Genomic DNA, 12,559 nt, shown 5'->3' with positions numbered 1-12,559 from the left:
TGAAAAGATGAATCCGGAAATCGTACTGGGCATTGGCATGTTCACCGCCACGGTGCTGCTGCTGGCGGTGGTGATCCTGTTTGCCCGTTCAAAGCTCGTCGCCAGCGGCGACGTCACCATCGACATCAACGGCGAGAAGAAGATCACCGTGCCGGCCGGCGGCAAGCTGTTGCAGACCCTGGCCGAGAGCGGGCTCTTCCTGCCCTCGGCCTGCGGCGGCGGCGGTACCTGCGCGCAGTGCAAGTGCATCGTCAAGGAAGGCGGCGGTTCGATGCTGCCCACCGAGGAGTCGCACTTCACCAAGCGCGACGCGCGCGAGGGCTGGCGCCTTTCGTGCCAGACCGCCGTCAAGCAGGACATGAAGGTCGAGGTGCCCGAGGAGGTGTTCGGCGTGAAGAAGTGGGAGTGCACGGTCGAGTCCAACCCGAACGTCGCGACCTTCATCAAGGAGCTCACCCTGCGCCTGCCCGAAGGCGAGGACGTACACTTCCGCGCCGGCGGTTACGTGCAGCTCGAGTGCCCGCCACACGTCGTCAGCTACAAGGACTTCGACATTCAGGACGAGTACCGCGGCGACTGGGACAAGTTCAACCTGTGGCGTTACGTGTCCAAGGTTGACGAGACCACCATCCGCGCCTACTCGATGGCGAACTACCCGGACGAGAAGGGCGTGGTGAAGTTCAACATCCGCGTCGCGTCGCCCCCGCCGGGTCGTGACGACATCCCGCCGGGCAAGATGTCGTCGTGGGTGTTCAACCTCAAGAAGGGCGACAAGGTCACGGTGTACGGGCCCTTCGGCGAGTTCTTCGCGCGCGAGACCGATCATGAGATGGTCTTCATCGGTGGCGGCGCTGGCATGGCGCCGATGCGCTCGCACATCTTCGATCAGCTCAAGCGACTGAGCAGCCAGCGCAAGATCAGCTTCTGGTACGGCGCACGCTCGATGCGCGAGGCCTTCTACGTCGAGGAGTTCGACAAGCTCGCCGCCGAAAACCCCAACTTCAAGTGGCACCTGGCGCTGTCCGACCCGCTTCCCGAGGACAACTGGACGGGCTACACCGGCTTCATCCACAACGTGCTGTACGAGAACTACCTCAAGGACCACCCGGCGCCCGAGGACTGCGAGTTCTACATGTGCGGCCCACCGATGATGAACGCCGCAGTGATCAAGATGCTGCTCGACCTCGGCGTGGAGCGCGAGAACATCATGCTCGACGACTTCGGCGGCTGATCCGCGTCTTCGCTTCAAGAACAACCGGTGCCGGCGATTGCCCGCACCGGTTTTTTTCGTCCTGGCGCTGGACTTCAGCGACTCCAGCGGTAGGCGAGCCCGCCGAGCAGTTCATGGAGTGCGAACCAGCCTGCATAGGCCGTGTTCTGGCTTGGCAGCAGGGGCAGAGCCTGATCGGCGCCTGCATCGTCCTCGCCGCCCCCGAGCCAGGCGGTGGGGGCCGGGATGACCGCCAGGCCTGCAGCCTCGAACTCCGCCTGTGCCCGCTTCATGTGCATCGCGTGGGTCACGAGCAGCACGGCGTCGATGTCCGCCGCACCCAGATGCACGGCGGAGAAGCGGGCATTCTCGCGTGTGTCGCGCGCCGCTGTCTCCACCCAGCGCGCCTCCAGCCCGAAGTCTTCGCGCAGGGCTGCCTGCATGAGCTGCGCTTCGGGAGTCTCGTCGCGGACCGTGCCGCCTGTGACGAGAATCGGCAGTCCGGTTTCGCGCGCCAGCCGCGCACCGTAACGCAGGCGCTCGAGCGCAAGGCGATTGACCGTCTCGCCGCCGAACTCGGGTGCGTGGCTGCGCCGGCCTGCACCGAGGATCACGATCGCCTGCGCCCGCCGGGCTGCATCCGCCTCGAGGGCTTGTGCATGTTCGACCTGGCGTACCAGCCAGCTCACGCTTGGTGGGCTTATAAGCAACAGGTTCAGCGCCACGCCGGACCATGCCAGGGCGTTGCCGAGGCGGCGCCAGCGCATGCCCAGCAGCAGGCCGAGCACGATTGGCAGCAGGGGCAGGAGCGGCGGCAGGACCAGTGCGACGACGATCTTCTTGAGCCAGAACAGCAGGGGGGTGAGTGCGAGGTCCATCGTGCCGTGGTCCATCGTGATTTGTGGGTGAGGGAGGGCGGCAGTATTATCCGTGCATTCCAATTGTGCCGAGTGACATGTCTCGATCGCATCCTTCGTCCCATTCAAGTTGCGACCGTGTCCGCGGCCTCCGGCCGTTACGCGGCGTCGTGGGGCAATGATGGCGCCGCGCGAGTTGCTCTGGCTGGCGGTGGCGGTGTTGGCCGGCTATGCGGCATGGCAGTTTCTGCTGGCGCTGAGGGGTGGGGCGGAGAGGCGCTCCGGGCGTGACCCCGGGGCTGCGACAGGCGCTGCGCCGGACGAGGGCGACGATGATGACCATGTCGACTACGCGCCGGTGCTGCGCAAGGACCTGGGCGCGCAGCCTGCTGCCGTGGCAGCGCCTGCCCAAGCCGGCGCGGACGACGAGCGCTTCCGGCTCCAGCTCGAGAACCAGCATCTGCAGCGCCAGCTCGCCGCGCTCGAAGGCGTTGTCGCCCGCCAGCAGGAGGAGATCGCCAACCTGCTGGCCGACATCGATGATCTGAGCGCGCGCCAGTCGCACGAGCTCATCCAGCCTGGCTCGTCGCCCGAATACAGCGAGGCCTTGGTGCTTGCGCGCCAGGGCCTCAACGCCGGCATGATTGCCGAGCGCTGCGGGATCACCCTGGCCGAGGCCGAACTCGTCCTCGTGGTGGCGAAAGGCGCGGGTGGACATTCATGAATTTGCCGCCGGGCCTTCGGGGTGAGGCGGGTGCGCTCCGCCGTCGCGCACTGCGCCGCGCCGGGCTGGCCTTGGCCGGGGCAGTCGTGCTCGGGGTTCTTCTTCTTGCCTACGGTGAGCGCCAGCCCCGACCGTCCGCGGTGGCGTCCGCGCTGCCGGTGGCGCCTGATCCCGAGCGGGTGCAGACGCCGGTTGCGGACATAAAGGTCGTGCCGGATGAAACCTCCGGCCTGGGTGCGGTTGTCGAGCGCCCTGTCGATTCGCCAGCACAGGTACAGGTGGATGCGTCCACAGCCATTGCGCCCGCCGTGCCCGTGGTCGAGCCCGTGGCGGGCGTGCTGCTGCCGCTGGCTGCGGTGCAGCCGGGCGGAGAGGGGATATATCTCCAGCTGGGCGTGTTCGGGGACGTGAGCAACGCGCTCGCGGTGTACGAGCGCCTTGCGGAGGCTGGCATGGAGGCCCGTATCCAGAGCCGGGTCGTCGTCGGCCCGTTTGCGGACCGGCGTGCAGCGGAGCGGGCTCAGGCTGCGTTGCGCAAGGCAGGGGAGCCCGAAGGCATCCTTGTGCCACCCCGGTCCAGATGAAGTGTCGTTGAAGGGCTGTGCGAGCCCCCTGTCGGATAACAACCTAGGAGTGAGAGATGCAGATCAAGAGCCCTGTCTTCGGCAACATCGAGATCGCCGACGAGAAAGTCCTCGATTTCCCCGCAGGCCTGCCGGGTTTCGAGCATTGCCGCCGCTTTGCGCTGGTGCATGAGGAGGGCCATGACCCCGACGTCTTCCTGCTGCAGAGCCTCGATGACGCCGAGGTTGCGTTCTCGGTGACGGGTCCCGAGCGTCTGGGCATCAACTTCGAGTTCGAGCTGGACGACGAAGAGCTTGCCCTGCTGCAACTGAGCGAGCCCGCGGATGCCGCGGTGGCGGTCATCATCCGCCGGGAGGCCGAAGATGAGGCCGGGCCTGCGTCCACCGGTCTGCGTGCGAACTTCATGGCGCCACTCGTCATCAATGCCGCCACCCGCAGGGGCCTGCAGAAGGTCATCAGCAAGCTGGGTTGCGAGATTACGCTGCGCGCGCAGAGCTGACCTGGCGTTTGAAGCAGAGCGCAGGTGCGCCTGCGGCTGTGTGCCACCGCGCGCCGGTTACAATGCGGCCTTTACGAACTTGGAGCTTCACCCATGGCGAGACAGATCATTTCCACGCCCGATGCCCCGGCTGCGATCGGCCCGTATTCGCAGGCCGTAAAGGTCGGCAACCAGGTTTTCCTCTCCGGTCAGATCGGTCTCGATCCGGTCAGCATGCAGCTCGCCGACGGTGTCGAAGCGCAGGCCGTGCGCGTGTTCGACAACCTGAAGGCGGTGGCCGCCGCTGCGGGTGGGGGCTTTGCCGATGTGGTCAAGATCAATATCTACCTTACCGATCTGGCCAACTTTGGTGTCGTCAACGAGATCATGACGCGCTACTTCGCCGAGCCCTATCCCGCGCGCGCGACGGTCGGTGTTCGCGAGTTGCCGCGCGGCGCCCTGGTCGAGGCCGACCTGGTGCTGGTTCTCGACTGAGCCCCCGTCAGCGGCGGGCCGGGTCGGGTCGGGGGCGCAGTGGAGCCGGCGCGCGGCTGGGAGGGCGTGGGTAGCCAGCTTGCCGCTCGCCTGGCGAAGCTCGATCTGCGTGGCCCGCGCGACCTGCTGCTGCACCTGCCTCTGCGCTATGAGGACGAGACCAGGCTGACGCCGATCGCCAGTGCGCGACCGGGTTGGCCGGCCCAGGTGGAGGGCGAGGTGGTGTCCTGCGAGGTGGTGCTGCGGCCGCGCAGGCAGCTGGTTGCACGCATCGCCGATGCTTCAGGTGCCCTGGTCGCGCGCTGGCTCAATTTCTACCCTTCGCAGAAGCAGCAGCTTGCCGTCGGTCGCCGTGTTCGCCTGTTCGGCGAGGTGCGGGGCGGCTTCTTCGGCGATGAGATGGTGCATCCGCGCGTACGCGCGGTGGAGGCCGGCGAGGGCCTGCCCGAGGCGCTCACACCGGTGTATCCCACCACGGCCGGCCTTGGCCAGGCGACCTTGCGCAAGCTGGTGGCGCGTGCGCTGCGCAGCGAACGCCTCGATGAGCTGCTGCCCGGCGATTGGCTGGCACAGCTCGACCTGCCCGGCTTTGCCGAGGCCTTGAAGGCCCTGCATTGCCCCTCACCTGATGTCTCGCCGGCGGATCTGGAGTCGCGCCAGCATCCGGCCTGGCGGCGCATGAAGTTCGAGGAGCTGCTGGTGCAGCAGCTGTCGCTGCGGCGCGCCTACCTTGCCCGTCGCGCGCGCTCGGCCGTGCCCCTGCCCGACACGCGTGCGCTGACAGCGGCGCTGCTCGATGTGCTGCCCTTTGCGCCCACGGGCGCGCAGCGCCGGGCGGCGGCGGAGATCGCCGCGGACCTTGCTGCGCCGCACCCCATGCAGCGCCTGCTGCAGGGCGACGTGGGCTCGGGCAAGACCCTGGTGGCGGCGCTTGCCATGCTGCAGGCGGCCGAGAACGGCTGGCAGGCGGCGATGATGGCGCCGACCGAGATCCTTGCCGAACAGCACCACCGCAAGCTCGCCGCCTGGTTCGAGCCGCTCGGTCTCGAGCTGGCCTGGTTGTCGGGCAGCCGGCGCAAGCGTGAGCGCGAGGCAGAGCTTGCGCGCCTGCAGCGCGGCGAGGTGCTTCTCGCAGTGGGCACCCATGCGCTGCTGGAGGACCCGGTCAACCTGCCGCGGCTTGCGCTTGCGGTGGTCGACGAGCAGCACCGCTTTGGCGTTCGCCAGCGCCTTGCGCTGCGCGAGAAGGGGGCCTTCGGGCAGCGTCCGCACATGCTCATGATGTCGGCCACGCCGATACCGCGCACCCTGGCGATGACGCATTACGCCGACCTCGACGTCTCGGTGCTCGACGAGCTGCCGCCGGGGCGCACGCCGATCCGTACCCGGCTGGTGTCGGACGCACGGCGCGACGAAGTGGTCACCCGCGTGCGCGCAGCCTGCCTGGGCGGGCGTCAGGCCTACTGGGTATGTCCGCTCATCGAGGAGTCCGAAGCCTTGCAGCTGCAGACCGCGCAGGAGACCTACGACACGCTGGTCGCGGCGCTGCCCGAGCTGCGCGTGGGACTCGTCCATGGCCGTCTGAAGAGTGACGAGAAGTCCGCGACCATGGCTGCCTTTGCGGCCGGCGAACTTGACGTGCTGGTAGCCACCACGGTCATCGAGGTCGGCGTGGATGTCCCCAATGCCAGCCTGATGGTGATCGAGCACGCCGAGCGCTTCGGCCTTGCCCAGCTCCACCAACTGCGCGGTCGGGTCGGGCGTGGAACGGTGGAGTCGGTGTGCATCCTGATCTACGCCCAACCCCTGTCGCAGACCGGTCGTGAGCGCTTGAAGGTCATCTTCGAGCACACCGACGGCTTCGAGATCGCACGCGCCGACCTGCGCATCCGCGGCCCGGGAGAGTTTGTGGGTGCGCGCCAGAGTGGTGTGCCCTTGCTGCGTTACGCCAGCCTGGAAGACGACGGCGACCTGATCGATCCCGCACGCGAGCTCGCCGAGCATCTGCTGGCGCACGAGCCGGCGCGCGCAGATGCGTTGATGCGGCGCTGGCTGGGTGCGCGTGAGGGCTTGCTGCAGGCCTGAGAACTCATGCGCGCGGTGTCGCTGAGTGCTCATGCGCGCGGTGTCGACCTGCGAGGTTGGTAGAATGCCGGCCTCCGTCCGTTTCTCTGTTCATGCGCACCCGAATTCACCACGAAACCTGGCACCCGGTGCCGCCGCGCGCCACGCTGCCGCCGCTGCTGCGCCCCTGGCTGACCGATCCCGCGTCGCTGACGGCCCGCATCAAGGCGCGTTGTGGTCGTTTCGCCGTGCGCGTGCTGCGCCAGGGCTTGGGTCAGGCCCAGCGCGACGAGGCTGCGGTGCTTGGCCTGCGTCCGGGTGAGCGGGTGTGGGTGCGCGAGGTGCTGCTGATGGCCGACGGGCGGCCGGTGGTGTTCGCGCGTTCCCTGCTGCCGCGCGCCAACGTGCGCGGGGCCTGGAACCTGTTCCATGGCCTCGGCGCGCGGCCGCTCGGCGCTGCGCTGTTTGCCGACCCCGCCATCGCGCGCTCGCCGCTCACCTGCGCCCGGCTCGACCGCCGTGACGCGCGCTATCATCGGGCAAGTGCCGTGCTTGCCTCCACCGCCAGCGCCGGGGTCCTCGGGCACGACCTGTGGGGGCGGCGCTCATTGTTCCGCCTTCACGGCCGTGCGCTCATGGTGAGCGAGTTCTTCCTGCCCGCGATTTTCGACCTGCCGCAATGATCCAGACGATGCCTCTTGCCGACCGCCTGCCCCTCTATGCCCGCCTGATGCGCATCGACAAGCCGATCGGCACGCTGCTGCTGCTGTGGCCGACATTGTGGGCGCTGTGGGTGGCGGCAGAGGGCTGGCCGCCGCTGCACATCCTGCTCATCTTCGTGCTCGGCACCTTTCTGATGCGTTCGGCCGGCTGCGTGATCAACGACTATGCCGACCGCGACTTCGATGGCCATGTCGAGCGCACTGCCAACCGGCCGCTGGCGACCGGTGCGGTGAGCACGCGCGAGGCGCTGTGGCTGGCAGGGGGGCTCGCCGTGCTTGCCTTCCTGCTTGTGCTGCCGCTCGACGCGCTGGTGATCTGGATGTCGATACCCGCGCTCTTTCTCGCCGCCAGCTATCCCTTCACCAAGCGCTTCTTCGCGCTGCCGCAGGCCTACCTGGGCCTGGCCTTCGGCTTCAGCATCCCGATGGGTTTTGCGGCGGTGCAGGGCACGGTGCCCGCCCTCGCCTGGCTGATGCTGCTCGCCAACACCCTGTGGACCATCGCCTACGACACCGAGTACGCCATGGTCGACCGCCCGGATGATCTCAAGATCGGCATCAAGACCTCGGCCATCACCTTCGGCCGCTTCGACGTGGCCGCGGTCATGCTGTGCTACGCGGGCGCAATTGCCCTGCTGGCTGTCGTGGGCGGGATGATCTCGGCGGGGGCGGCCTACTACCTCGGCCTCGTCCTCGCGGCCGGCATCGCCGGCTACCACTACGTCCTGATCCGCGGCCGCGAGCGTGCGGCGTGCTTCAAGGCCTTCCGCCACAACAACTGGTTCGGTGCCGCCGTGTTTGCCGGCATCGTCCTCGACCATCTGCTGCGCGCGGCTTGAGCGTCGTGCGTCGTGCCCGAACCTCCTTTGCGCTTGCCCCCTTTTGCGCCTGAACGCCTCTTTCCGGACCTGCCCATGCACTTCATGACCGCCCTCCAGGCTGCCTGGCAGCAGCGCGACAGCCTGCTCTGTGTCGGCCTCGACCCCGATCCTGCCAAGCTCCCTGCCCATCTGCAGGGTCGACCCGATGCCATTTTCGAGTTCTGCAAGGCCATCGTGGACGCCACCGCCGACCTGGTGTGCTGCTTCAAGCCGCAGATCGCCTATTTCGCGGCCCACCGTGCCGAGGACCAGCTCGAGGCGCTGATCGCCCACATCCACGCCGTCCATCCCGCCACCCCGGTGATCCTCGACGCCAAGCGTGGAGATATCGGCAGCACGGCCGAGCAGTACGCCGTAGAGGCTTTCGAGCGCTTCAAGGCCGACGCCATCACGGTCAACCCCTACATGGGGCGCGATTCGGTCGCCCCCTATCTGGCCTGGCCCGACAAGGGCGTAATCCTGCTCTGCCGCACCTCCAACCCGGGCGGTTCGGATCTCCAGTTCCTCGAGGTCGACACCCCGCACGGCCGCATGAAGCTCTATGAGCACGTGGCCCGTACCGTCGCCGAGGACTGGAATGCCAGCGGCAATTGCGGCCTCGTGGTCGGTGCCACCTTCCCGGCCGAGATCGCGCGCGTGCGCGAACTCACCGGGGACATGCCGCTGCTGGTGCCCGGCATCGGCGCCCAGGGCGGCGACATCGCCGCCACGCTCGCGGCGGGCCGCACGGCGAACGGCACCGGGCTGATGATCAACTCCTCGCGCGCCGTGCTCTATGCCGGCAAGGGCGAGGACTTCGCCGATGCCGCGCGCCAGGTGGCGCTCGACACCCGCGACGCGATCAACGCCCAGCGCTGAGCGCGCGCACGCCACCGCGGCTGCAACTTCCAGCCGGATGCGGCGTCCACCAGCGCCCGTGCCTGCCGTGGCCCGCATCCATCACGAGACGCCCAGCATGAAATACGACGACCTCCGCGACTTCATCTCCCAGCTCGAGGCGCGCGGCGAGCTCAAGCGCATCACCGTTCCGGTCGACACCCACCTCGAGATGACCGAGATCGCCGACCGCGTGCTGCGCGCGGGTGGTCCCGCGCTGTTGTTCGAGAAGCCGGTGACCAAGGGCGTAGCGCAGTCCATCCCGGTGCTCGCCAATCTCTTCGGTACGCCGCAACGGGTGGCGATGGGCATGGGTGAGGACGTCGCCGACGGCAACTGGAGCACGCCGCTGCGCGAAGTCGGCAAATTGCTCGCCTACCTCAAGGAGCCCGAGCCGCCCAAGGGCCTCAAGGACGCCTGGGAGAAGCTGCCGGTACTCAAGCAGGTGCTGAACATGGCGCCCAAGGAGGTCCGTTCCGCCCCCTGCCAGCAAGTGGTGTGGCAGGGCGACGAGATCGACCTCGCCAGGCTGCCGATCCAGCACTGCTGGCCGGGGGATGCGGCGCCACTGATCACCTGGGGCCTGGTGGTGACGCGTGGGCCGCACAAGAAGCGTCAGAATCTGGGCATCTACCGTCAGCAGGTGATCGGCCGCAACAGAGTGATCATGCGCTGGCTGGCGCATCGCGGCGGTGCGCTGGACTTTCTCGAGCACCAGCGCGCGCATCCGGGCGAGCCTTTCCCGGTGTCGGTCGTGCTCGGCTGCGACCCGGCCACCATCCTCGGTGCCGTGACGCCGGTGCCGGATACGATCTCTGAGTACCAGTTCGCCGGCCTGCTGCGCGGTGCCAAGACCGAGCTGGTGAAGTGTATTGGCAACGATTTGCAGGTGCCGGCATCGAGCGAGATCGTGCTCGAAGGCGTGATTCATCCGAACGACATGGCGCCCGAAGGGCCCTACGGCGACCACACCGGCTACTACAATGAGGTCTCCGACTTCCCGGTTTTCACCATCGAGCGCATCACCATGCGCCGCGAGCCGATCTACCACAGCACCTATACCGGCAAGCCGCCCGACGAGCCGGCGATGCTGGGCGTGGCGCTGAATGAGGTCTTCGTGCCGCTGCTGCAGAAGCAGTTCACCGAGATCGTCGATTTCTATCTGCCGCCCGAGGGCTGCTCCTACCGCCTGGCGGTGGTCAGCATCAGGAAGCAGTACCCGGGCCACGCCAAGCGCGTCATGTTCGGCATCTGGAGCTTCCTGCGCCAGTTCATGTACACCAAGTTCATCATCGTGGTGGACGAGGATGTGAACATCCGTGACTGGAAGGAGGTGATCTGGGCGCTCACCACGCGCATGGACGCCACTCGCGACACCACCCTGGTCGATAACACGCCGATCGACTATCTCGACTTCGCCAGCCCGGTCGCCGGCCTGGGCAGCAAGATGGGCCTGGATGCGACCAACAAGTGGCCGGGTGAGACCAGCCGCGAGTGGGGCACGCCGATCGTCATGGACGACGCAGTCAAGGCGCGGGTGGACGCGATGTGGGGCGAGCTCGGACTGTAGGCGGCAGACCGGCCAGCTTGCGTCTTGCAGTTGCGTTGTCTGCGGATTCGCGGCATGGTCCGCGCTTCGCCCACCCACCCATCCGGTGCGGACGCCTTGGCGCGGTCCGCGCTACGAGGAGCCTCGATGAACAGCCCCCACCCGGCCCCGCTGGCCGCCGGCCAGCCGTCCGAGAACATGGTCACGGTGACCCTCTGGTGTACGCCCTGCACGCCTTCGCGGTGTTCACCGCGGTGGCCGGCTCGGCGACCATCATCTTCAGCTTCATTGCCAGCCTGCCGTCGATCGCGGCGGTGGTCATCAACTACTGGAACCAGACGGCGGTACGCGGTACCTGGCTGGAGAGCCACTTCCGCTGGCAGATCCGCACCTTCTGGTTCGCAGTGATGTGGGTCGCTGTGGCGGTGCTGATGGTGCTGACCGTGATCGGCGTGCCCTTCGCCATCCTGGTGATCCTGCTCGCCGGGCTGTGGATCCTGTACCGCGTGGTGCGTGGCTGGTGGGTGCTGACGCAGCGGCGCGGCCTGCCGATGGACTGATCAGGGCGTTGCCGCCCACAGCCATTCGAGCAGGGCATCCTGTGCCGCGGCGCTGTTGTGGGCCTCAGGGTGATTGACCATCATCACCACCGCATGGCGGTGGCCATTGCGGTCGAGCAGGTAGCCGCCGATCGCGCGCACGCCGTTGAGCGTGCCGGTCTTGATGTGGGCCTGACCGTTGGCCGGGCTGCCCGCCAGGCGGCGGCGCGCCGTGCCATCTACGCCCGCCATTGGCAGCGCGGCGATGTACTCGGGCATCCACGGACGCTGCCAGGCCGCCACCAACATGCGGCCGAGGCTGTCGGCGCGGATGCGCTCGATGCGTGACAGGCCGGAGCCGTTGTCGATGACCAGCCCCTCGGTGGCGATGCCTGCGGCGGCGAGCTGGGCGCTCGCGACGCGTGCGCCGCCGACCACCATGTCCGCTGCGTCCTGATGCGCCGTCCCAAGGCTGGCCAGCAGCTGGCGCGCGATGACGTTGCTCGACCACTTGTTCATGTCGCGGATGATTTCGGCAAGGGGCGGCGAATCGTCGCTGAACAGCGGTTGCGTGCCGCTGGCCGGACGCACGCCCGCACGCACGCTGCCGCCCAGGTGTCCGCCGACTTCGCTCCACAGCGCGGCGACCAGGGCGATGCCGAATTCGGCTGGTGGGAGAGGTGCGGCACTCCATGTGCGCGGGCCGCAGGCGGCGGGCAGGGTGCCGCTCAGCACCAGTCGACGCCCGCCTTCGATGCTGGCCTGCAGGTCGCGGTACCAGGTCCCGCAGGGGGCGCTGGAGGTGAGGATGCGGTTGTCGATGACGATGCCGGCGAGCGGCGGCTCGGCGGCAAGGGTGACCGGCTCGTTGGCGCCCTTGCCCGGGTAGAGTCCGAGCAGCAGGGTGTTGTAGTGCAGCAACAGGCCGTGTGGACCGCTGTTGTAGGGGCGCAGGCCGCGTCCGTCGAAGGCATCGGGGTCGTGGGGTGGCAGGCGTAGCGCTGACGCATCGAGCACGATGTCGCCCTCGATGCGCTCGATACCCAGTGCACGCAGCCGGCGCAGCAGTTTCCACAGGCGGTCATAGCCGAGCACCGGGTCGGCGCCGCCGACGAGGAAGAGGTCGCCGTGCAGCACGCCTTCGCGTACGCGCCCCGACATGGCAATCTCGGTACGCCAGGTATGCGCCGGGCCTAGTTGCTCGAGCGCAGCGAAGGCGGTGACCAGTTTCATCACCGAGGCGGGGTTCATCGCGCGCTCGGCGTTGACTGCCAGTGTAGGCTGAGCGCCGGTGTCGACCGGCTGCACCCAGATGGAAACCGCATCCACCGGAATTCGTGCGGCGTCGAGTGCGAGTCGCACGCTGGCCGGCAGGGTGGTGCTGGCACTGGTTTGTTGCGCTGCACAGAGCATCAGCGCGAGTACGAAGGTCTTGCTGATGCGCGTAAAAATAAGACTTATCCTGCGGAAATGCGTCATGTTCGTGCCGGATTCACTGACGATCTGGCTGCAGACTGGATTAGCATTGCAAACATAAGGCAATGGAAATCACGCAATGCAGCATGGGTTGCGTTACCAG

General features: G+C 67.6%; 12 protein-coding genes and 1 pseudogene. 11 read left to right on the top strand and 2 right to left on the bottom strand.

Annotated elements, in window-relative coordinates; all coding sequences use genetic code 11:
- The first annotated feature begins 7 nt into the window (after positions 1-7).
- Positions 8-1,231 (top strand): NADH:ubiquinone reductase (Na(+)-transporting) subunit F, encoded by a 1,224-nt coding sequence (gene nqrF, locus P7F68_RS05285; protein WP_002925765.1) that lies wholly within the window; start codon positions 8-10, stop codon positions 1,229-1,231.
- 74 nt (positions 1,232-1,305) lie between these two features.
- Here nqrF and P7F68_RS05280 read toward each other — a convergent pair whose 3' ends face one another.
- Complete coding sequence (locus tag P7F68_RS05280) at positions 1,306-2,088, bottom strand: YdcF family protein (RefSeq protein WP_277831310.1); 783 nt, start codon at positions 2,086-2,088, stop codon at positions 1,306-1,308.
- 157 nt (positions 2,089-2,245) lie between these two features.
- On the opposite strand from P7F68_RS05280, the gene P7F68_RS05275 reads away from it, so the two are divergent.
- The 10 genes and pseudogenes from P7F68_RS05275 to P7F68_RS05230 all read left to right on the top strand — a co-directional run bounded on the left by P7F68_RS05275 (position 2,246) and on the right by P7F68_RS05230 (position 11,001).
- Complete coding sequence (locus tag P7F68_RS05275) at positions 2,246-2,791, top strand: DUF2802 domain-containing protein (RefSeq protein WP_277831308.1); 546 nt, start codon at positions 2,246-2,248, stop codon at positions 2,789-2,791.
- On the top strand, positions 2,788-3,375 hold the full coding sequence (locus tag P7F68_RS05270) for an SPOR domain-containing protein (protein ID WP_277831306.1): 588 nt from the start codon (positions 2,788-2,790) through the stop codon (positions 3,373-3,375). The genes P7F68_RS05275 and P7F68_RS05270 overlap by 4 nt, the downstream gene beginning before the upstream one ends.
- Before the next feature lie 56 nt (positions 3,376-3,431).
- Complete coding sequence (gene fliW / locus P7F68_RS05265; RefSeq protein WP_002925769.1) at positions 3,432-3,875, top strand: flagellar assembly protein FliW; 444 nt, start codon at positions 3,432-3,434, stop codon at positions 3,873-3,875.
- 93 nt (positions 3,876-3,968) lie between these two features.
- Positions 3,969-4,349, top strand: coding sequence for a Rid family detoxifying hydrolase (locus tag P7F68_RS05260; protein ID WP_002925771.1), 381 nt, complete (start codon positions 3,969-3,971; stop codon positions 4,347-4,349).
- Between the two features lie 66 nt (positions 4,350-4,415).
- Positions 4,416-6,434: an ATP-dependent DNA helicase RecG gene (gene recG, locus P7F68_RS05255; protein WP_277831827.1), complete on the top strand. Its 2,019-nt coding sequence runs from the start codon at positions 4,416-4,418 to the stop codon at positions 6,432-6,434.
- A 92-nt stretch (positions 6,435-6,526) separates the two neighbouring features.
- Complete coding sequence (locus tag P7F68_RS05250) at positions 6,527-7,096, top strand: chorismate--pyruvate lyase family protein (RefSeq protein WP_277831301.1); 570 nt, start codon at positions 6,527-6,529, stop codon at positions 7,094-7,096.
- A complete protein-coding gene (ubiA, locus tag P7F68_RS05245) occupies positions 7,093-7,974 on the top strand; it encodes a 4-hydroxybenzoate octaprenyltransferase (RefSeq protein ID WP_002925778.1) in 882 nt (293 codons plus the stop codon). Before P7F68_RS05250 ends, ubiA begins: the two co-directional genes overlap by 4 nt.
- A gap of 75 nt (positions 7,975-8,049) precedes the next feature.
- A complete protein-coding gene (gene pyrF / locus P7F68_RS05240; RefSeq protein ID WP_277831297.1) occupies positions 8,050-8,874 on the top strand; it encodes an orotidine-5'-phosphate decarboxylase in 825 nt (274 codons plus the stop codon).
- Between the two features lie 97 nt (positions 8,875-8,971).
- Positions 8,972-10,462 (top strand): 4-hydroxy-3-polyprenylbenzoate decarboxylase, encoded by a 1,491-nt coding sequence (ubiD, locus tag P7F68_RS05235; protein WP_002943080.1) that lies wholly within the window; start codon positions 8,972-8,974, stop codon positions 10,460-10,462.
- A gap of 126 nt (positions 10,463-10,588) precedes the next feature.
- Positions 10,589-11,001 (top strand): annotated as a pseudogene (locus P7F68_RS05230) (DUF4870 family protein).
- On the opposite strand, the gene dacB reads toward P7F68_RS05230, so the two are convergent.
- Positions 11,002-12,459 (bottom strand): D-alanyl-D-alanine carboxypeptidase/D-alanyl-D-alanine endopeptidase, encoded by a 1,458-nt coding sequence (dacB, locus tag P7F68_RS05225; protein WP_277831294.1) that lies wholly within the window; start codon positions 12,457-12,459, stop codon positions 11,002-11,004.
- Between the last annotated feature and the right edge of the window lie 100 nt (positions 12,460-12,559).

This window comes from Thauera mechernichensis (genome assembly GCF_029588855.1).
GTDB classification, from domain to species: domain Bacteria; phylum Pseudomonadota; class Gammaproteobacteria; order Burkholderiales; family Rhodocyclaceae; genus Thauera; species Thauera mechernichensis.
Note: the sequence above shows the minus strand (reverse complement) of the source record. Positions and strands in the feature narration are given on the sequence as shown.